This is a genomic window from Paenibacillus sp. MT86 (assembly GCF_058792535.1).
In genome coordinates, this window is the sequence record NZ_CM179499.1 from 5,022,569 (window position 1) to 5,044,694 (window position 22,126).

Sequence of the window (22,126 nt, forward strand, 5' to 3'; positions counted from 1 at the left end):
GAACAGGGATTAACTGCCTTAACGCAGCAACATGAACCTTATTCTAAAGAAGGAGCTATTAACGAATGGGAAAGGAACTATTGCCTGTCGGTTTCGTCACCAGCGTGAACGAAATCCTTGGGGATGCCTCATGTGACTTTTGGGACAGCTACGATTCGCCCCGCACCCATGGGCTGCGTCTTAACCGGCTGAAAGCGGTTCATGCCGCAGACAGCGTCAAGAAACTCATCCGGGACTTCCAACTGACGCCGGTGTCCTGGTGTGATACCGGATACTATTATGATGAAAGCGTTCGTCCAGGAAAGCACCCTTATCATGCCGCCGGACTATATTATATTCAGGAGCCCTCGGCAATGTCCGCGGTGGAACTGCTGAATCCTCAGCCCGGGGAGACCATCCTGGATCTTGCGGCCGCTCCCGGCGGCAAGACAAGCCATATCGCCTCGAAAATGATGGGCCGGGGACTGCTCGTCTCCAACGAGATCCACCCCGAACGGGCGCGCATTCTGGCCGAGAACGTGGAACGTATGGGAATAACGAATACCGTCGTTACGAGTGCGGCACCGGATCAGCTATCCAGCCGTTTCGTTGCCTGCTTTGACCGGATCATGCTAGATGCGCCATGCTCCGGTGAAGGCATGTTTCGAAAGGATGCCGCTGCAATTGCAGAATGGTCGCCTGAACACGTGGATCTGTGCGTTGCGCGGCAGTGGGACATTGTCCAGGAGGCTTACCGGATGCTCAAGCCAGGCGGAACGTTGGCGTATTCCACCTGTACGTTCAACACGGCGGAAAATGAGGAGATGATCGAGCGCATTCTCTCGCAGTATCCCGATTTGGAACTGCAGCAAATGAAGCGCTTATGGCCACATTTGGAGCGGGGCGAGGGGCATTTTGTTGCCATCTTGGTCAAAACGCCGGCTGCCGAGGCTTACAGCGACGATCAAGAGACCTTTACCAACAGCGGTAAGGCTCAGGCCAAATCAAACCGGGGCGGCAAACAGGCTCCTGCGCTTTCCGCCCTGGCCGACTTTCAAGACTGGGCGAAGCAGGACCTCCCCGGCTTTGAGCTTGGCGGCGGCACGCCGATATTGTTCGGCGAAGAATTATATTGGCTGCCGGTCAGCGAGAGCGTCCCTTGGCACGATAAGCAGCTGAAGGGGCTGAAGATGCCGCGCGCCGGCCTTCATCTGGCCCACCTGAAGAAGAATCGGATCGAGCCGGCTCACGCCCTCGCCATGTCCTTGAATCCAGGCCAAGCCGCCAGAAGCTGGGACCTGCCTTCAGATTCTGCCGAAACGGCTGCTTATTTGCGGGGAGAGGTGATCTCCATTCCTTCCGAATATCGGGGCTGGACTTTGGTGACTACGGACGGACTCCCCCTCGGCTGGGGCAAAGCCAGCGGCGGCCAGCTCAAGAATCACCTGCCCAAGGGGCTGCGCAATCCCAAGTAGCCCCTTTCTAATTCCCCAAAAAGTGGCGAACAGAGAAAGACTGTCGTTACAGCGGATACGATTTTAAATAACATTCAGCCTACGATAAGGCCAATGGATCAAATTAGCAGACATTGCGTGCTTGCTGATTCATTTCGTAAAAAGGGACTGTACTCTTCTGCACCAGCATGCAGGAGTACAGCCCCTTTTTCACTTGAAATGCTTTTACGGCTTTCCGGCCATCGCCGAAAACTAAGCGTATTTCCACTAAATCCAAGGGGATCTCGTCTATGGCATCCGGATGTTTAGCACGGTTATTTCTCGGCTGGAGCCGCCTGTTCCTTGGCCGGTATTGTAGCGGGTTTGCGAATCGTGGACGCCGCATCGGCAACCCGTATCCATAACGCCGCGCCTGCACCGATGAGCAGGAAGCCAGCGGCCCCAAGCAATGCTGCTCGATATGCCGTCAGATTCGGCCCCAACTCCCCCGCCGCGTTTACGGTCTCCGTTCCAACGGCAGCCAAGATGCCTGATAGAACAGCCAGCCCGATGGCGGGACCAAGCCTGTTCTGCACCGTAAACCAGGTGGAAGCGCGCCCCATCGAAGCAGGCGGGATGGTGGCGAAGGCAGCGATCTGAACGGATCCCACGGTTTGACCAAGGAAAATGCCGACGCCAAATAGCAGGGCCCGTATAAACCACGGATTCGTCCCGGCGTCCACTATGCTGAGCATAATAAAAATCAGCGCGGTAACCGCAAATCCCATGATGATCACTCGCCTAGGGCCCATCCTTGGATACGTCCAGGGTACGAGCTGCGAGGCAACCATCAGCCCGATGGCTTCGGGAAACGTCGTCAGCCCCGTATCCAAGGCGGAGACGTGCAGGGCGTTCTGATACATCAAGGGAAATACGTAGAGCATGCCCAGCAGACCTGCAGATGCACACATTGCGATGATACCCGACGTTCGGAACAAGCGATTGCCCAGCAGCCGCAAATCCAGCAGCGGTTTCGCAGCCCTTAGCTCCACCTTCACCAGAGCAGACAACAGCAGGATGCCAGCTAGGCCGGCGTCCCATACCCGCGGGGCGTCCCACCCGTGCAGCGGCCCCTGGCTCAAGGCGAACATCAGCAGGGCAAGCCCCGGCGCGGACAGCAGCAGGCCCGGCACGTCCAGCTTGCCGGCATCCGGCTCCCGATGCTCCTTCAGCCAGAATAATCCGAAAACGAGAGCGGGAATGCCGATCGGCAAGCTCACGAAGAAGATCCACCGCCACGTCAAATATTCAAGAAGCAGCCCGCTCACAACCGGGCCGATTGCAGGCGCAATCGCGATAGGCAGGATGAGCGCCCGGGAGATTTTCGCGCGCTCCTGCGGCGGGAACATGCGGAACAGCATCGCCATGCCGACCGGGGTCAGCAAGCCGCCGCCGATGCCTTGGATCACGCGAAAAAGCGTCAACGCAGCCAAGCTGTCTGCAGAGCTGCACAATACGGATGCTCCAGTAAAAAGGCCCAGTGCCAGGAGAAACGTACGCTTCGTTCCCCATGTATCGCCAAGCCAGCCCGCCATCGGCAGAACGATGGCCAAGCTGACCAAATAACCGACATTCAGCACGCCTGAAGCCGCAGGGGGCACTTCAAGCTCCCTGCTGATCGTCTGAAGCGCCACGTTCAGCACGGTGGCGTCCATGGCAACCACAAACATCGCGGCCACATAGACGATGCATACTACTTTTTTTGGATTCAGCCCATGGCTCATGGTCCGGGTTCCGGAATTGCTCCCGCATCGGCATACAAGCTCCGCGGCCGTAAATCGACCCAGTTCTCGTTGATATAGGCGACGCATTCCTCCCGCGAGCTAAGTCCGAGAACCTGGTTCCAGCCGGCCGGAATAGCCGCGAACGCCGGCCAGAGCGAATATTGGCCCTCATGGTTCATCAGTACAAGAAACTTGCCGCCGGCTTGCTCAAAAGGATTGGTCATAGATCAGTTCCCTCCTGTCCCTCGTTGTCTCTGTTTTAGATGCCATTTCTTCAAGCTTGTTTAGAATCGTCTTGCCGATCTCATCCAGAGGTCCCGGCTGGCATAAATCCTTATGACGGCATTCGATATCGTGCCGCTCGATTTTGCCGCCTACGTAAGGCTCCCACATCTCCGGGTCGATGGGGTCAAACCAATCCGGGATGATCGTGGAGTGAAAGAATAACATATCTCCCTCAAACCGCTTCGGAACGTAAGCCTTTAGCAGTTGAACCGAATTTTCATAGGTCGTCTTCAGATTCATGATCGTTTCTTCCTCAAGGGACGAGAGCGCGCTGCTCTCGTTACGCAGCAGTTCAAGGGCAGCCGTTATGGTTAACGGCGCGTCTCCAAGCCCCGCTTCAATGCTCTCCCTGTCGAAGCCTCCAAGCGCCAGCAGCGCGGTCAAAGCCTCGTCTTCGTCGGGTTTTTCCTTGATCGGCAAATAATGGCTCGGATAAGCATCCAATATGGCGAGCAATTCAATGTCCTCACCCGCTTCCTGCAGCTGTACCGCAATCGACTGAGCGACATTGCCGCCCAAGGACCAGCCGAGCAGCCGATATGGACCCGCTGGCTGTAGGGAGCGGATATGGCCGATGTAGTCTGCCGTCATCTCTTCCAGTGATCCCGGCAGCTCCTCCGCATGGGCAATGCCCCTTGCCTGCAAGCCGTAAATCGGATAATTCATGCCGAGATGCTTCATCAAACCGGCGTAGCACCAGCTTAATCCTCCTGCCGGATGCACGCAGAACAGCGGGGTTTGATCTCCATGCGACCGAAGCGGAAGCACGACCTGCAGCGCGCTGTTCCCGCCGCCCATCTCAAGCTTGTCGACTAGCCCCGCTACCGTCGGTGCTTCGAACAATGCTGCAATGCTCAATTCTTTGCCGAGCGCTTCGCGAACCCGGCTGATGAGCCGGACCGCCAATAAAGAGTGACCGCCGAGCTCGAAAAAGCTGTCATCGATGCCGACCCGCTTGGCGCCGAGGATTTCGGCAAACAGCTCGCATAACACTTCCTCCTGCGGAGTTCGCGGATTGCGCCCATCCGCATCCGGCGACATCTCGGGGGCGGGCAGCGCTTTGCGATCCAGCTTTCCGTTAGGCGTAAGCGGCAGCTTGTCCATCATGACGAAGGCCCACGGAACCATGTAATCAGGAAGCAGCGAAGCGGCATAGCGGCGCAGCTCCGTACCCGAAGGCGATTCACCTGTATTGCCGACGACATAAGCCGCAAGCCGCTGGTCTCCGGGCTGATCCTCACGCACGATGACAGCCGCCTGCGAGAGTGCCTCATGACGCACGAGGACCGATTCGATTTCGCCAAGCTCGATCCGGAAGCCGCGTATCTTCACCTGATGGTCGGACCGTCCCAAATAATCCAGCGTGCCGTCGGCAAAACGTCTCGCCAAATCGCCGGTTCGGTACATTCTTGTCCCCGGCGGGCCGTATGGGTCCGCCACGAACCGGTCGGCGGTAAGGTCGGGACGTCCCCAGTACCCGCGCGCCAATCCTGCGCCGGCGACATACATTTCCCCGATGACGCCATACGGAACGGGTTGAAGCCTGTCATCGAGCACGTACACCCGCAGATCCGGGATCGCTTCGCCGATCAGGCTGCCGGCTCCCGGGAGCGCCAGGTTTCGGTTCAGCTCCATGTAGCTGACATGCACGGTCGTTTCCGTTATGCCGTACATGTTGATCAGACGCGGGGCATCGTCGGCATGGCGCCGATACCAATCCGTAAGCCGGCCAAGCTCCAAGGCTTCGCCTCCGAACACAACGTACCTTAGCGACAACTGCCGACCCGTCTCCGGCTGCTCCCGATCCGCCTGAATCAAAGGATAGAACGCCGACGGCGTCTGATTCAGCACGGTCACGCCTTCCCGGACCAGCAAGCCTATCATCTCTTCAGGCGAACGGCTGACCGTATGCGGAACCACGACCAGCCGGCCGCCGTACAAGAGCGGCCCCCATATTTCCCACACCGAGAAATCGAAGGCATACGAATGGAACAAGGTCCATACATCGGTTTCATTAAACTGGAACCAATGCCGGGTGGAATCGAATAGCCGGACGACATTCCGATGCGGCACCAGCACGCCCTTCGGTTTGCCTGTGGAACCGGAGGTATAAATGATATAAGCGGCATTCTGCGGCATAAGCCGTCCAAGACGCTCACGGTCGCTTGGATTCTCCTTGGAATAACCCTGCCATTGCATAGCCTCTTCAGGTCCATCGATGACAACGCGCAGCCATTGTCCGAAACTCGGCAGCTGATCCATCACGTGAACGCTCGTCATGATGCATACCGGACAAGCATTCTCCAACATGTAAGCCAATCGATCCTCCGGATACTCCGGATCCAGAGGCAGGTAAGCGGCCCCCGCTTTAAGCACGGCCAGAATGCAGACGACCATATCCACCGAACGCGGCAGCGCGAGAGCTACGATCTGCTCCGTACCGACGCCGGAGGCAATCAAGAAATGGGCAAGCCGGTTGGCTCGCTCGTTCAGCTCCTCATAACTCATAGACTGGCCGTCATGGACAATCGCGACCGATTGAGGCGAGCGGCTGACCTGCGCTTCAAACCGCTCGGACAAAGTTGCTTGCTCGGTGACTGGCAGCGGCGCACTCCATTGTCGACGAATCTCCTCCTGTTCATCAACGGTTAGAATATCCAGTTTACTGATGGTTTTACTTGGTTCAACGACAGCACTTTCCAATACGCGCACGTATCTTTCCGCCATCGCTTCCGCCGTCCCGCGCTCAAACAAATCCGAGCTGAATTCAATGAAGCCGTCCACTCCGTCCGGCTCGCCGGTTTGATCCCGCCGCTCGGTCAGTTCGAAGGTTAAGTCGAACTTCGAAGTGCCCACGTTTTGCAGCTGCAGCTTCGAGCTGATTCCCGGAAGCTCAAGCGAAGTTTCCGGCGTGTTCTGCAGCACCAGCATCACTTGGAAGAGTGGATGTCTCGCCCGGGAACGCGGAGGATTCAGCGTCTCGACAAGCCGCTCGAACGGCACGTCCTGATGCTCGAAGGCTGCCAAGCTCTTTTCCCGCACCCGTCGCAGCAGCTCATCGAACGTCGGGTCGTTCGACGTGTCCACGCGAAACACAAGGGTATTGATGAAGAAACCGATTAAATGATCCAGATTGTCGTCATTCCGACCCGATACGGGGCTACCGATCGGAATGTCCGTACCTGCACCCAGCTTCGTAAACAGCGCAGCCATCGCGGACTGAAATACCATGAATAAAGTCGCCCTGTTGCTCTGCGCGAGCCCATTCAACTGCTGATGCAGCTCACGGGATATCGAAAACGGCACGCTGCCGCCCTGATAGCTGGCCACGGCGGGCCGTGGAAAGTCGGTAGGCAGCTCCAATTGCTCCGGCAAGCCCGAAAGCGCTTCGGTCCAATATTCCAGCTGGCGGTCAATCAGGCTGTTCTCGTCGCCCGAGCGGCCAAACAGCTTCTGCTGCCACATGGCATAATCGGCATATTGTACCGGTAACGGAATCCATGTCGGCTCGCTCCCCAGGCACCTTGCCGCGTAGGCATCCGCTAGATCCCGCGTCAACGGGGTAAGCGACCAGCCGTCTCCGGCGATATGATGCAGCAGCAACAGCAGGACAAACTCTCGATCGCCCAGCTTAAACAGCTCTGCCCGAAGGGAAGTTTCTGCTGCAAGCTCGAAACGGTACCTGACGGCATCGGCCAATCGATCCGCAATCTCCGCTTCGCGGATCTCGGTTACTATTAGCTCCGGCCGGGCCCTCTCGGCATCCAAAATGCGCTGATACGAAGCCCCGTCGTGTTCAGGATACACCGTGCGCAGCGACTCATGCCGAGCCACTACATCCCTCAGTGCCATACGCAGCGATGCCAGATCGAGGTCACCCGACAAGCGGGCCACAAGAGGAATATTATAGGTTGGGCTCGGACCCTCCAACCGATATAAAAACCATAACCGCTGCTGCGCAAACGACAACGGCAAGCGCTCGCATCTTGCCGCGGGACGCACGGCCTGTCTGGCTGCTTGCGCATGATCGAGCCGCTTGACGAGACTCGCGGCCGTTGACGCTTCGAACAGGCTGCCAATGCTTAGCTCTGCGCCGAATGCTTCCCGGATACGGACCATGACCCGGCCGGCTAACAGAGAATGACCGCCAAGCTCGAAGAAATCATCGTCGATGGTAACCCTTGGCAAGCCCAGCACCTCGCCAAAAATCGTGCAAAGCATCTCCTCTTGCGGCGTTCGCGGCATACGCCCGGCCGCCAGCCGGACATCAGGCACGGGAAGCGCTTTGCGATCCACCTTCTTGTTCGGCGTGAGCGGCAGCGCTTCAAGGGCTGCGATGACAGACGGCACCATATACTCCGCCAGTTTCTCTGCGGCATAACTCCGTAAATCTGCCGAATCGATGGGATGTGGCCAGTCTGACGACGGAACGATATAAGCCACAAGCCGGCGATCTCCGACCCGATCCTCGCGAACCATGACAAAGGCCTGCTCCACTGCTGGATGAGCCGCAAGCACGGACTCAATCTCGCCGGTCTCGATCCGGAAGCCGCGCAGCTTGATCTGATGGTCGGCGCGTCCCAAATAATCGATCCAGCCGTTCTCCTGCCAGCGGGCAAGGTCGCCAGTTCGATACATCCGGGATCCCGGGGGGCCGTAAGGATCCGCGACAAACCGATCCGCCGTCAAGTCGGGTCTTCCCAAGTACCCCCGGCCAAGCCCCAAGCCCGCAATGTACAGCTCGCCCGTTACGCCTGGCGGAACCGGGGAGAGCGAAGAATCGAGCACATACAGTCTCGTATTCCACACCGGTCCTCCGATGGATGGCTTATCTGGTGTTTGATCGAGTTTTGCCGCCGTCGAATAAATCGTTGTCTCCGTCGGACCATATTGATTGTTCACTTCGCAGTTCAGGTCTTGAAGCGCAAGCTTAAGACCGACCGGCAGCGCCTCGCCCCCGGTAATGACTTTGAGCCGCTCAAATTTTCCTGGACGGCAAGCGACAATCGACTGCCATAACGTCGGGGTCGCCTGCATGATGGTGGTCCCCGTCTCCCGAATTCGGCGTATGAGCGCCGCTGCGTCGAGAATGGTATCCCGCATCACGATGTCGAGCGTCGAACCGCATGCCAGAGGCAGCAGCATCTCCATGACCGAGATGTCGAATGACATCGTGGTGACCGACAGCCAGCGGTCCCGCTCCCCGATGCCCAAACGCTCGCGCATATCCGACAGCAGATTGGCTAGGCCTTCGAACGTGAGCATGACCCCCTTGGGTCGGCCGGTTGATCCGGAAGTATAAATAACGTAAGACGGGTGAAGCGGCAGCAGTGGACGTACGCGATCAGCATCGACAGGATTATGAAAGGCCTGCTGCTCCAATCGCTGAAGGGTAGCCGCGGCATCCAACAGGATTACGTCCTTATCTTCCATGACAGCCGCGAAATGTTCAGACAGCTGCCGGGTCGTTATCAAGCATGCCGGGCTGGCATCGGCAAGCATATAAGCGATCCGATCATCCGGATAGTCCGGATCCAATGGCAAGTATGCCGCCCCGGCCTTATGCACGGCGAGGATGGCAACAAGCATATCCACCGACCGTGGCAGCGACAGGGCAACGATTCGCTCAGGCCCTATTTCCCGGGCAATCAGCAAGCGGGCCAGGCGATTCGCCTGTCTGTTCAGGTCCTCGTAACGAACGGATAGCCCTTCGCATATGACGGCTTCCGCCTGCGGCGTACGCGCAGCCTGCTCCTCGAATAATTGCGGCACGCTGATCTGCGGCAAGGCGCGGGTCGTATCGTTCCACTGAACGAGCACCTTCTCGCGTTCGTCCGGCAAAATATAGTCCAAGCTCCCGACGGGATCATTCGCCTCCGCTTCGGCAAGGCTGTCCAGCAGATACAAATAGCGTTGTAAATGGGACTCTAACTCATCTGCGCCGTAAATCTGCGGATTGGCATCCATGTCGATTCTCAGCCCGTGCCCGCCCAATCCGCCGTACACGTTCATCGTCAAATCATCCACGGGACCGGACGCAAGATTGCGGACGCTGCCTCGGAAACCGCCAACATTCAATTCTTCCGCAAAAGGCATCACATTCACGAGCGGTCCGAATAACCTGCGGTTGTCCGCAAGCAGCTTGAGATCACGCCGGATGTCTTGATGCCTGTAGCGCTGATGCCGCTTGATTTCGCGATTCTCCCGTGCGAGCTGCCGCAGCAGATCGATCAGGGTCATATCGGGCCTGACGCGCACCCGGAGCGGGAGCAAATTCATGACCATGCCCGGAATGCGGATGGATGACGAGCCTAAGCGGCACATCACCGTCAATCCAAGCACAACCTCCTCGGCGCCTGTTATACGATGGACATATAGAGCCGCAGCAGCCGCAATCGCATCCGGCCAGCTTGTCCCTGCAGCTTGCGCTGCCGCCTGCAAACGTTGCATTGAAGAGGCCGGGAGCTGCGCCGAACGGCGCAGGAAGCTCCGCGCCGAACGCTGCGCCTGTCCCCCTAAGCTGACCACCTCCGGCTCATCGGCAAAGCGCTGCAGCCAGAATTGGCGATCCGAGTCGAGCTGTTGCGACATGCGGTATGACGCATCTTCTTCCAGGATCGTCCGGAACCTGCCGAACGGGCCTATGCCGGATGTGTCCCCGCCCGTTAAGTCCGTGTAGACCTCGGAAACTTTTTGCAGCAGAAGCGATACGCCGAACCCGTCGATCGCGATATGATGGATGCGTTGGTACCAATAGTAGCGATCGGCGGCGAGCTTGAACAGCGCCTCCGTAAACAGCGGTCCTTGGCTTAGATCGATAGCTTGGGCAAGGTCATGCTCCATCCAGCTTCGGGCAGCAAGATGAGGATCCACCTTCCCGCTGACATCCATCACGTGCAGAGGCCAGTCAGGAGACGGATCGATCGACTGCCAAGGACCGTCCGCATCTTCGCCGAAGCGGGCAAACAGGGCATCGGCCTCCCCCACCACCTGGCGCAAGGCCTTCTCGAAGAGAACCGGATCTACAGGTCCTCGAATCTCAATGCATTCCGCCGTGTTGAATATCGGATTGTCGGGGTCCAGCTGCTGGGCATACCATATCCCCAGCTGCGCTCCGGACAGGGACCAGCGCTCCCTCTTTTGCTCAAGCATACGAATTCCCTCCTTTTACACCGTATAGTAATCATAATTGGGCGGTGACACGCGCACGTTCTGCTTGTCCGACAGCAATCCCCACCAGCCCGCCAGTGTCGGCTGCTCGGCCAACTCCACAAAGCTGATATCCAAGCCCTCGCGCCGGAAGCGCTCGGCCAAACTCATGATGCGAATGGAATCCAGTCCCCAGTATTCAATCAAATGGTCATCCTCGCCGATGCTCGACGGCCGTTCCTGCAGCAATTCCGCTACGTTCTCTCGCAGCGTCTGCAGCGTGAGCGGCGATAGCTCCTCCACAGCATCTGCGGGTCTTCCCTCTCCGGTTCGAGCTTCGGAACGACCCGAGACGGGGTGACGCGCTGAAGTCAGCGAAGCGATCAGTCGTTCCGTGGTCAGCGTAACGGCGCAGCGTTCCGCTGCATAAACAAGTGCCAGACGGTGCTTCTCTAACGAGAAATCCGCAAGGGCATCCGCAATGAAGAACGGCTGTATGTCTTTCATGAAAGCTTCGCCGGCGGTCAACAGACAGCCGATGTGAGCATAGATCCCGCAGATCATCAGCTGGTCGCGGCCGAACTCGCGCATGATTTCATGCAGATCGGTCTTCTGGAAGGCGCTGTACCTCCATTTGGTCAACAGCATATCCCGTTCCGACGGCGCCACCGCATCCACGAACTTTTTCTGGTAGGGACCGTCGTTGATGCCGGATCCCCAGAAATCCTGCAGCAGGCCGCGCTGCTCCGGTGCCTGGCCCCCGGGCTGGGCCGAATAGATCACGGGAATGCCAAGCTCCGCGCAGCAGGAACGCAGCTTCTGAATATGGGCGATCAGTTCCACGACCGGCGATTGATCAGGCGTGAACGCGTCGATGAAATATTGCTGCATATCGTGGATGAGCAGCACGGCACGGTTCGGATCCGCCGTCCATGCTACCTTGTTCTTGGGCAGGTCGGTCTCCCCTGGCATGGGATAAGGTAAAATCTTAGGAAGTGCCATCCATATCTCCTCATTTCGATATTATTTGGAAAGTTTCAGCCGTGCGTCCTGATTCTGAGCCGCGAGCTCCCGCAGCTGCTTTTTGCTTACTTTGCCGACACCCGTGTGGGGGAAGGAGTCCATAAACTCCACCCGATCCGGGATTTTGTACGCAGCGAGCCCTCTATTCCTGAGAAACGCCTTCAGCTCATTGCCGCTAACCGCGCCATGATGAACGATAACGAAGGCGCAGGTCCGCTCGCCCAGATACTCGTCCGGCATCGCGACCACGGCAGCATCGTGCACGCTGGGATGGGCAAGCAGATGGTTCTCCACCTCTTCGGCTGCAACCTTGTCCCCCCCTCGGTTAATTTGATCCTTGGAACGGCCTTGGATCACCAGGTAACCTGAAGGCGTCATGCTGGCAAGGTCACCCGTGCGATAGAAGCCGTCCGTGGTAAAAGCCTTTTCGTTATGCTTGTCCGCTTTATAGTAGCCGCGAATCGTATAAGGCCCCCGTGTCAGCAATTCCCCGACTTCGCCGGGGGCTACCTCGACATCATCCTCATCGACCAGCTTCACTTCATCGTAAGGGGACATGGGCCGCCCCTGCGTATGCACCGTTATGTCTTCGGGGTCATCCAGCCGGGTATAGTTCACCAAGCCTTCCGCCATCCCGTACACTTGCTGCAGCTTGCATCCCAGCACCGTTTGCACGCGTTTGGCCGCCTCCGCACTGAATTTGGCCCCGCCTACCTGCAGCACCTGCAGATTGGAGAGGTCTTCGGAACGGGATGGTGCCGCTTCAAGCCAAATCATGGCCAGGGGCGGAACGACCGCCGCTATCGTGACGCCCTCGGAAGCGATCAGCGGAAATGCCGTATCCGGACTCGCCGACCGGGCAAGAACAACCCTGCCTCCGGCATACAGCGTCCCGAGCACGCCCGGCGAGCTGAGCGGGAAATTATGCGCGACGGGAAGTACCGCCAAATAAACGCTATCCTTATCCAGCGAGCAGATTTCGGCGCTCATGCGCAAGCTGTAAATATAGTCGTCATGCGTGCGCGGTATGAGCTTCGGCAGTCCGGTCGTCCCGCCCGACAGCTGGAGAAACGCGACATCGCCGGGATCAGGGCCTTCCGTGTCTGATCCGTACAAAGAGCGCTCCGAATCATCGAGGTACAAATCGTCCAGGGATACGAACGCCCCCGGACCCGGGTCGCCGGCTACGATGACATGGCGGAGGGAAGGCACCGATGCCTGAACCTGAGCCGCCAGGTCGCGATAATCAAAGCCCGTTTCCATATCGGGAATGATATACGCGGCGGCTTCGCTAAAGCCGCACAGATATACGATTTCGTTCCGGCGATGAACGGGCAGAGCGAAGACGGGAAGCGCTCCGATCCGGAACAGCGCGAATATCGTATCGAAAAATGAAGCGATATTCGGCAACTGAACGATAACCCGCTCCTGTGCCTTAATGCCGAGCTTAAGAAATCCCGCGGCCAATCGATCCACCCGGTTGTCCAGCTCGGCGTAGCTTATGTGCCGGTCGCCGCACACGACCGCAACCCGTTCCCCATGCGCTGCAGCCCGTTTACGCAAGAGCTCTCCAAAGGTTTCGCCCTGCCAGCAGCCTGCCTCCCGGTAGCGGGCGGCAAATTCCTCCGGCCAAGCCTTACAACCTGCCAACATTCCTCATTCCTCCTCCAACATCGTTGTTTGTTGCTCATTCAAACCCATCGCGGCCAGAATCGTGCGGAATTTGGCCGAAGTCTCGGCCAGCTCCGCCTCCGCTATGGAACCGGTCACGATTCCTGCGCCTGCGAACACCCGCAATAAGTTTCCTTCCGTTTCTGCGCAGCGAATCGTCACCGCCCACTCGCCATCCCCGTTGGCATCCGACCAACCGACGGCTCCCGAGTAGAAGCCGCGATCGAACGGCTCGATCTCTTGTATGGCATCCCGGGCCGCATCGGTCGGCGTGCCGCAGATTGCCGGCGTCGGATGCATCGCCAAGGCAAGCTCCAATGACGTTACCGATTCCTCCTTCAGGACGCCATTGATTTCGGTGGATAGATGCCACATGGCTTTGGTCTGTACGAGCGAAGGTTCGGCGGGAACCTCCAGCTTGCTGCAATAAGGCTGCAAGGCCGATGCCACGGCATCGATTACGATGGCATGCTCATATCGGTCTTTGGCGGATGACAGCAGGGCTGCCGCCCGCCGCTGATCTTCAGCGGGATCGGCGCTTCGTGCCGCAGAGCCCGCCAATGGATTTCCTTTGATTCGCGAACCCTTCTTCGTAATTAAGAGCTCGGGGCTTGCGCCAAACAGCGTCCGGGTGGATGCAACGGCATCCGGGCTTGAAGTGTGGGACAATTCGGGTGCCAACGGTACGGCAAACGTGTAGCCATGGGAGTGGTGATAAGCTAAATGAGTCAATATCTGTGGAATGGACAGGGCATGAGGAAGCGTGATATCCAGCGTTCGGGAAAGCACCGCTTTATGGAGTTTCTTTTGAGAAATGAGGTCCAGCAGCCGGTTCACGCCTTCCTTGAACGCCGTCGGCTCCGGAACGGAAAGCACCTTGTAACTGGAAATTCGGGGCATTTCCGGATCCTCGCCTTCAGAGAATAGAAGGGAATCGTGCCACTGGGCCGAAAGCGGAATAAACAGACTGGCCGGTTTTTGAATGTCAAAAGGTATGGCGCCAACAACAACGGCATCCCGCCGTCCCGCTTGCTTCGCGAATTCCAGCAATTCACGGACGCGTTCCGGCAGCGTTCTGTGCCCGGTACCCGAGGAAACCTGCAATCTTGAATACTCTCCATGCGTTAACAGCGTCTTGCGAGGGGATGAGAAGAAGAAAGACGAACCGACCTGGTATTGTTCCATAAGTTGTGCAGCCTCCGCTGCGGTTGGAGCATCATAGCGTAACATTTCAGTCTCCTCTCTGCTTATGAGCCTACCTAGTATATTGAATTTAGAAAATCATCAAGCATGAAAACCCGTAAATGCTCAGCATCCCAACGTCGCGCCGCCATCCACGCATACGTCCTGCATCGTCATGTGCCCGGCCCGATCGGATACAAGGAAAATGACCGCATCCGCAATGTCCGAAGGGATTGCGATTTTGCCAAGCGGTATGCCGAGGCGGAAGGAGTCCGGCGCCCCCTCGATAATGGGCCTTGCACCATGTTCATCCTTCCATAACAAACGCTGCATTTCGGTATCCGTAGAGCCCGGGGAAACCACGTTACAGCGGATATGGTGGCGGGCATATTCGAGCCCCAGGCATTTCGTAAACATCGTGGACGCCGCCTTGGAGGCGGCGTAGGCCGACATTTGGGACCGCGGAAACTTGGACGCATTCGAGCCTACCGTCACGATAGCTCCGGAATGACGGCTCGCCATGCGTCTCACGACGGAGCGCGAGGTGTAGAATACGCCGTGGGTATTGACGTTGAAGTGGGCCTGCCAATCCTCGTCGGTAAGCGACTCGACCCCGCCGACCCGCAGCACTCCCGCAACGTTGACGAGAATCTCGATCGGTCCGAGCTCATCCTCAACACGTTCGACCATCGCTTCAACCTCGGCACTGCGGCTCACATCCGTCTTGTAAGCCGCGGCATGAACGCCTGATCCGGATAGGTCGGCCGCAAGGCGGAGCAGCTCGGCCTCCTTTCGGTCGCAGGCCGCTACAACGGCTCCTTGCCGGGCAAGGGCCCGTGCCACCGCTTCGCCTATTCCTTGGGCGGCACCGGTCACGAGCGCTACTTTCCCTCTAATGCCTGCGCTCTCCATGGTGATCATCTCCTTCATGTTCAGGGTGAAGGGCAAACCGTAATGCTCTGCTGATGAGGACTGGCAGCACGGATAGATGCCCTTCCCCCTCAAACTCCTTGAATTCGGTATGCATGCCATACTCGGACAGAACAGCCAGACGTTCGGCGAGCTCAGATGCGCGGATGCAATTGCCGGTGACATGGGGCCTTTCGAGTTCTCCTGCGCCAAGCAGCAGCCGGACAGGATAAGGTTGTTCCTTGACCTGATCGGCATAGCGCTGCTCCAGCTCGCGTAAATACTCCGAATTCCAGTGAATAGAAGGGCTGCCGGCGATGTAACACGAGAACGCCTGCGGTTTGCTGAACATGGCATAGAGCGTGAACAGCCCGCCGAGGGAATGGCCGAATATCGTCTGGCGATGCCGGTCAATGTTGAACTCGCCCTCGATCTGCGGTTTCAGCTCCTCCTCGATGAATTGCAGAAACTCAGCCGCTCCCCCCTGCTCCGGCACGGAATCCCCGTCCAGCTTGTTCCTGAACTTCGTGTTTGGATAGGGCGTGTAATCATAGAACCGGTCCGAAGCATACTGCCCCTCCGTCTCGTAACCGATGCCTACAACGACAGCCGGCAATATCCCGGTTTTGTCCGGCCTGTGGCACTGCAGGCGCAGCGTCTCGACCATCGTGTGAAACACGCTGTTGCCGTCCAGTAAATAGATGACCGGATATCCGGACGGCGGGGCCGGTCCCGTCGGCTGTGCCGTTATGATTCGATAGTGGCGCCCGCCCCTCGAGCGCATCCCCCAATGCTCCGCACGGGTCAACACCACGCTGCGCCTCATCATGTCTACGGAAGTCGTATGATGGCTCATATGTTCCTCCTATTGACCCGTAATGGAGCGAACGACGTCATCCACGATTTTCTCGTAAGCGATCAGGCCGCTTCCCAGCCAGTATTCGTTATCGGCTTCATAGACCTGACCGTTCTTGACCGCGGGCATGCCTTTCCAGATCGGGCTTTCCGTCATTTCCTTCATGCGTTCCGTTCCTTGATCATAGGCGTTGATGACGAATATATAGTCCGCATCGAGCTGCGGGAGTATTTCCAGGGATAGGTTAGCTGCATTCTCGTTCTCGACCAGCTTGGACTTGCCCAGTCCCAGGTCCTGATGGATGACATATCCGCACAGGTAATTTCCGCCCATCAAACTGACTCCTCTGGGTGCGAAACGGATAATGACCACGTTCTTGTCCCCCACCACGGAACTCAGCTTCGCCTTCGCTTCGCTTGCTTTTTGCTGATAATTTTTCAAGGTGGTCTCGGCCTCCGGCGCCTTCCCGAGCAGATCGCCCAGGGTGGTCAGCGATTTCTCGACATTCCCGGAAGCATTTTTGAATACGTACGTCGGCGCGATTTTGGCGTATTTCTCATAGGTGCCGTCCGCCGCGTAAGTCTCCGTGTGAAGCACGATAAGATCCGGTTCGTAGGACATCAGGGCCTCCGGCGAAGGCAAGCCACCCGAAAAATCGATCAGGGGAATGCCGTCCAGCTCCTCCTGCAAATAAGAGTGTCCTTGCTTGCCGTTGGCCCATTGGGCAACGGGCTTCACGCCGAGCTTCAGCAAGGAATCTTCCATGTTCGGCGCAAACACCTTGTTCACCTCAGCCGGAATCCTCACTTCGTGTCCAAGCTCATCCGTTACCGTACGTTCCTCCTTCGTGGACGTCTCCTCACGGTTCGTCCCTGGTTCCTCCGTCGACGCTTGGCTGCTCCCTGCTTTGCCGGACGTCTCCACCGCTGCGGTCTTCGCTGCCTCCTGATCGCCACCAGGCGCCTCGGTCTCCGCCTTATCCCCACAGCCTGACAGCAAGCCTATGATGACGGCACAACACGCAAGTGCCGCTATATTGATCCTCCAAATTCTCTTTCCACGATTGAAACGTTTTGCCACAATGTATCTCCTCCTGTGATAATGATTCTCAATTAAGACGAGTATATATTACGTAGCAAACGATTCACCATGGCTTTTATCCAGAACTCCGTTTGGACTATCTCCTGTAAACAGCAGCATCGCCTCGTCCAGCATTCTCGTCACGGCAAGCGCGGAGTATTCGAACCAAGGATCGGACGAGATCGTATAGACCCTTCCTTGAGCGACGGCTCGAAGCCTATGCCACTCGGCGGAATGCTGGAGCGCGAGCCAATAGCGCCGCGATGCGGCTTCCGGGCATACCGCGATCAGAATCCGGTCCGGATCGCACCGCAGCAAATCATCCATCGTTATCTGCTGATTCCGGCTGGCATCAGATCGGCAAGCTCCCTTGAGCTGCAAATCCTGAAACAGCACTTCCTCAAGCCCCCGGTTACCGTAGGAATAGAGATTTTGCCCATATATCCGCAGCGCGGCAACACGATCATTCCCCACCACTTCCTGCATTCGCGAGCGTGCCCGCGCCACTTTCCGCTCATACTGTCCGATCCAGAACTGTGCTTGTTCTTCCTTGTTCAGGAATGCCGCGATCAGCTCCAGCTGCTTCTTCCACCCTGCATGGGACGGAACAATGAAGGTGGGGGCGATAGGCTCCAGCTTGGCTATTTCCTCTTCACCCAGGTGATCCATGCCGATAATGACGTCGGGTTTGGCGCGGAACAGCTGCTCGATATTCTCCTCAAAGCGGCTGTCCGGATAAGGGTTCGTCAATTTCAAGCGGGACTTGATCTCCGAATTGTAGGCATTGTAATAAAACGGGGTCCACTTCGCATCAAGCGGCGCGGCGGCTGGAATGACGTTCAGCGCCACCAGCTGCCCGATGATCGCAGAAGAACAGGCCGCGATCAGCTGCCTCGAATTTCGGGCATATTCCGACGGCGACATGCCCACCTTCTTCTTGAATATCCGGCTGAAATAGAACTCGTCCTTATAACCAACCTTCTGTGCGATATCCCGAAGCCGATCGTCCGATTCGGCCAAGTAACGCTTGGCGTGATTCATGCGAACATGCGTCAGGTAATCAATCGTGGTCTGGCCGAATGTCTTCTTGAACAGGTCTACGAAATACTTGGGACATATATTAGCCATTCCGGCCAGTCTGCCAATGGTTAACGCCTCGTGATAATGGCTGTCGATGTACTCCTTGATCTCCACCAGGCTGGTTTTTCCGCTGCGATCCGAATCGCATGCGTTATCTATGATCTGCTCTTCTTCCGTATGCATGAGCTGCCTCCTTTTTTCGATAAAACGATATGCAGGCTTGGGGTTTCAGATTTTATAACTGATAATGATTATCATTTTCATTGATAAAAATAGCATGACGCTTCTATCGTGTCAATCCAAATCTGGAAGGATATGCTTGTCTTCATCTTCTTAGAGAATGCGGTTAACCGGCTCCCATTCACGCAAAAAACCCGCCTTCGGGCACTTTTTCAAGTGTCCCATGGCGGGTTCTCGCTTCTGCAGTATTCAATTTTTACGACAAGCAGTATTTCACCAGCGCTTCGTGTACGCCGTCCTCGTTATTCGAAGCCGTTACCGCATTGGCGGCGGCCTTGACCTCTACCGGCGAATTATCCATCGCAATGCCCATGCCCGCGTAAGTGAGCATCGTAATATCGTTGAAGTAATTGCCGATGGCCAGCACTTCGTCCGGCCGATAGCCTCTTTTGGCTGCCAGCTGCTTCAGCGCATTTCCCTTGGATGCTTGGCTGTGCATCAGGTCGATAAAGAACTCGCCGCTTCGCAGCATGTTGAAGGGCAGGGTCCACTTGCTCCAATCCGCATAGACGCGGTCGATATCGGCGGATTCGCCGAATACCGTAAATTTCACGACCGGGTCCGACAGCTCCTCCCATGACGGCAGATTGCTTGGCAGCATCAAATAGTTTTCGTACATCGAACGTACCGGTCCGGCAAGCTCATCCACCTGGTCCACGTACATCTCGAAGGCGGTATTCACGTCAAAATGCACCCCGTGCTCACGGCAATATTTCATGAAGGGTTCCAGCTGACCCGGGTCCATGCCGAACTGATGCACGATGTGATGGGTCTCCACTTCGACCGTTGCCGCGCCGTTATGACTGATGACATAACCGCCGAGACCCATGCTTTTCATGAAAGGAATCGAATTCAGCGGCCCTCTGCCCGTGCACAGTACGATCTCTACCCCTTGTTTTGCGGCTTCCATCACGGTGTTCCTGGTCTTCTCCGTAATTTCGTGATGATCATTCAGCAGCGTTCCGTCTACGTCAAGCGCGACCAATTTGTATCCCATTCTCCATCCATCCTTTAAGTCTCTATTTCTCTATTCTGATCCGGCTCTTCCGATCAAAGCCAGTTCTTGCTCGGTCAGCTCCCGGTAAGTTCCGATCTCGAGATTTTCATCCAATCGAAGTTCGCCCATGCTGATTCTTTTGAGATACACGACTTTTTTGCCTACCGCCTCAAACATCCGCTTGACCTGATGAAATTTGCCTTCATGGATGGTCAGCGAGATGCGCGACAGCGAGACTCCGTCGTCCCGTTCCTCATGGGAATGGATCGCCAGCTCTCCGGGCAAGGTTACGTATCCGTCATCCAATGTGACTCCTGCGGCAAACCGACGCACATCCTCTTCGTCCACGCGGCCCTCTACGGTCGCTTCATAAGTCTTGGGAATATGCTTCCGGGGCGACAGCAGCTCATGGGCCAATTTGCCGTCATTCGTAAGCAGCAGCAGTCCTTCCGTGTCTTTATCCAGCCTGCCCACCGGAAACGGCTCAAAGACCCGATATTCCGCATCCAGCAGATCCAGCACCGTACGATCGCGCAGATCCTCGGTTGCCGAGACGACGCCCGGAGGTTTGTGCAGCATGAGATACACGTACTCCCGGTATTGAATGGTTTCCCCTTCAAACTCAATGATATCCGCGTAGGGATCCACATGTTTTCCCGGATCCTTCGTTACCGTTCCGTTGACGACGATGCTCCCCTGCTTCGCTTTTTTCTTTAATTCGGCCCGCGAGCCGAATCCCAGATTGGACAGCACCTTGTCCAGTCTTTGCGTAGTCCTGCCTTTGCCACTCATACCGATGTCCACCTCCACCCTGCCGGATACTCGTTCTTCAACATGCTTGACTGCCATTTGCCCCAGCCGGCCGAGTATCCGTCTATACACACTAACACATAACCCTTCGCTTCAGCACCCGGTCGGCACGTCACGCGTTCCTCCGGAATCGACAAGGTTTCCCCTTTCAAATACCGGACCGCTTCGCCGTCCTGGGAAGACAGGCTCACATGCCGGGCGGCCTCATCCGCTTGCAGCGCCGTGGCCAAAGGATGCCCCGGCACGAACCGTTCATTCTTCAGCTGTCCCATGTACCATCCGGGACGGATGGCCTTCAGCTGCTTCAGACGCTCCTCCGGCAGTGGCGATACGTACACATGGCTGCCGTAGACAACGGGATATCCCTGCAGCTTTACGTACAGCTGCTCATGGATAAAGGCCTGGAACGGGTCGAGCGAAATCGGATTGGACTGACGATCTCCTCCGTTTGGGCGGGATGCCTGCTGACGCGAAGCGCCGTTGCTGCCCCTCCCGGGTTTTCCCGGCCGCTCTTCCCGGAGAGCAGGTTTCCATTTACGCTCTCGGGATGAGTCGGCCCGCGGGGAGACAGCAAGCGAACCGTGGTTCAGGCTGCCTGTCTGGATCCAAGGAGCTTGGTCTTTCTCGGCCTCCCGGAGGTCCAGCTCGCCTTCCCGCTGAAGCACGGCCATGAAATGCCCTTCGCCTCTGACCTTATGCGGCCACAATCGAGCGGTGCCGGCTAGCTGTCCCAGCACATCGTCCTTCACGTTCCCTTGGCCCGCCATCCAGTCCGTTTCTCCCGGGGAAAAGAATTCCGAATGATCCACCGGAACCACGCGAAAATCCGGATGTTCGCTCAGAAACTCCGCAATCATCCCTTCATTCTCTTCCGGAGAGAAGGTGCAGGTAGAATACACGAGCCGACCTCCCGGGCAGAGCATGGCTGCCGCCGATTTCAGGATGTCCCGCTGCATCTCCGCAAACTTGAGCGGAGACGATTCCTCCCAGTACTTCAGCATGGACTCGTCTTTGCGAAACATCCCTTCGCCGGAGCATGGAGCATCTATCAATATTTTCGTGAAAAATTCGGGAAAAGCCCCGGCAATCCGCTCCGGCTCCTCATTCAGCACCACGGCATTCCGCACGCCGTACATCTCCAAATTCTTGGCCAGCGCTTTGGTGCGGTCCGGATGCAGATCATTGCTGATCAGCACCCCCTGCCCCTTCAGCTTCGCCGCAATCTGCGTGGATTTGCCCCCCGGAGCGGCGCACAAATCCAGTACCCGGTCGCCCGGCGTAACATCAAGCAGCTCGACGGGAGCCATGGCGCTCGGCTCCTGGATATAATAAAGCCCTGCATGATAGTAAGGGTGCCGCCCCGGGCGCTCCCCCTCCTGAATATAGTAACCGGTTGGACACCAGGGGATGGGCGCAAGGGCAAAGGGGGATATTTCCAAGAAATCGGACTTGCCGATCTTCAGCGTGTTCACCCGAATGCCGGCAAACGGGGGTTGTTCATAAGACTTCATAAAATTGTCATAGTTTTCGCCGAGCAGCGATTTCATCTTCGCCAGAAACGGCGAAGGCAGACGTAATGCCATACTAAGTACCTACCTGTTCTGTATCGTATCGGTTTGAAGTGTATGTTCGCACAGCCGAAGCGAAC

14 protein-coding genes are annotated in these 22,126 nt (G+C 57.1%); 1 reads left to right on the top strand and 13 read right to left on the bottom strand.

Translation table 11 applies throughout. The features are described from left to right. The first annotated feature begins 65 nt into the window (after window positions 1–65). Window positions 66–1,454, top strand: coding sequence for an RsmF rRNA methyltransferase first C-terminal domain-containing protein (locus AC3RCL_RS22585; protein ID WP_492532114.1), 1,389 nt, complete (start codon window positions 66–68; stop codon window positions 1,452–1,454). Between the two features lie 293 nt (window positions 1,455–1,747). Here AC3RCL_RS22585 and AC3RCL_RS22590 read toward each other — a convergent pair whose 3' ends face one another. The 13 genes from AC3RCL_RS22590 to AC3RCL_RS22650 all read right to left on the bottom strand — a co-directional run bounded on the left by AC3RCL_RS22590 (window position 1,748) and on the right by AC3RCL_RS22650 (window position 22,061). Further along, a complete protein-coding gene (locus AC3RCL_RS22590) occupies window positions 1,748–3,196 on the bottom strand; it encodes an MDR family MFS transporter (RefSeq protein ID WP_492532116.1) in 1,449 nt (482 codons plus the stop codon). Next, a complete protein-coding gene (locus AC3RCL_RS22595; protein WP_277746601.1) occupies window positions 3,193–3,420 on the bottom strand; it encodes an MbtH family protein in 228 nt (75 codons plus the stop codon). The genes AC3RCL_RS22590 and AC3RCL_RS22595 overlap by 4 nt, the downstream gene beginning before the upstream one ends. Beyond that, the gene (locus tag AC3RCL_RS22600; RefSeq protein WP_492532119.1) at window positions 3,404–10,633 is read right to left on the bottom strand and encodes an amino acid adenylation domain-containing protein; all 7,230 of its coding nucleotides are present in this window, start codon (window positions 10,631–10,633) and stop codon (window positions 3,404–3,406) included. The genes AC3RCL_RS22595 and AC3RCL_RS22600 overlap by 17 nt, the downstream gene beginning before the upstream one ends. A gap of 15 nt (window positions 10,634–10,648) precedes the next feature. After that, window positions 10,649–11,632, bottom strand: a complete 984-nt coding sequence (locus tag AC3RCL_RS22605; RefSeq protein ID WP_492532121.1) for an isochorismatase family protein — start codon at window positions 11,630–11,632, stop codon at window positions 10,649–10,651. 21 nt (window positions 11,633–11,653) lie between these two features. Further along, entirely contained in the window at window positions 11,654–13,306 is a 1,653-nt protein-coding gene (locus AC3RCL_RS22610) for a (2,3-dihydroxybenzoyl)adenylate synthase (protein WP_492532123.1), read from the bottom strand. A gap of 3 nt (window positions 13,307–13,309) precedes the next feature. Then, window positions 13,310–14,554 (bottom strand): isochorismate synthase DhbC, encoded by a 1,245-nt coding sequence (dhbC, locus tag AC3RCL_RS22615; protein WP_492532125.1) that lies wholly within the window; start codon window positions 14,552–14,554, stop codon window positions 13,310–13,312. A gap of 78 nt (window positions 14,555–14,632) precedes the next feature. Then, a complete protein-coding gene (locus tag AC3RCL_RS22620; RefSeq protein WP_492532127.1) occupies window positions 14,633–15,418 on the bottom strand; it encodes a 2,3-dihydro-2,3-dihydroxybenzoate dehydrogenase in 786 nt (261 codons plus the stop codon). Continuing rightward, window positions 15,399–16,271, bottom strand: a complete 873-nt coding sequence (locus AC3RCL_RS22625) for an alpha/beta hydrolase (protein WP_492532129.1) — start codon at window positions 16,269–16,271, stop codon at window positions 15,399–15,401. Before AC3RCL_RS22625 ends, AC3RCL_RS22620 begins: the two co-directional genes overlap by 20 nt. Window positions 16,272–16,280: 9 nt before the next feature. Further along, window positions 16,281–17,351, bottom strand: coding sequence for an ABC transporter substrate-binding protein (locus AC3RCL_RS22630; RefSeq protein ID WP_492532131.1), 1,071 nt, complete (start codon window positions 17,349–17,351; stop codon window positions 16,281–16,283). A 48-nt stretch (window positions 17,352–17,399) separates the two neighbouring features. After that, window positions 17,400–18,614: an ABC transporter substrate-binding protein gene (locus AC3RCL_RS22635; protein WP_492532133.1), complete on the bottom strand. Its 1,215-nt coding sequence runs from the start codon at window positions 18,612–18,614 to the stop codon at window positions 17,400–17,402. A gap of 253 nt (window positions 18,615–18,867) precedes the next feature. Further along, on the bottom strand, window positions 18,868–19,668 hold the full coding sequence (locus tag AC3RCL_RS22640) for a Cof-type HAD-IIB family hydrolase (protein ID WP_015736678.1): 801 nt from the start codon (window positions 19,666–19,668) through the stop codon (window positions 18,868–18,870). A 30-nt stretch (window positions 19,669–19,698) separates the two neighbouring features. Beyond that, complete coding sequence (locus AC3RCL_RS22645) at window positions 19,699–20,460, bottom strand: pseudouridine synthase (RefSeq protein ID WP_096776043.1); 762 nt, start codon at window positions 20,458–20,460, stop codon at window positions 19,699–19,701. Next, window positions 20,457–22,061 (bottom strand): RsmB/NOP family class I SAM-dependent RNA methyltransferase, encoded by a 1,605-nt coding sequence (locus tag AC3RCL_RS22650; protein ID WP_492532136.1) that lies wholly within the window; start codon window positions 22,059–22,061, stop codon window positions 20,457–20,459. The genes AC3RCL_RS22645 and AC3RCL_RS22650 overlap by 4 nt, the downstream gene beginning before the upstream one ends. Window positions 22,062–22,126 lie beyond the last annotated feature (65 nt).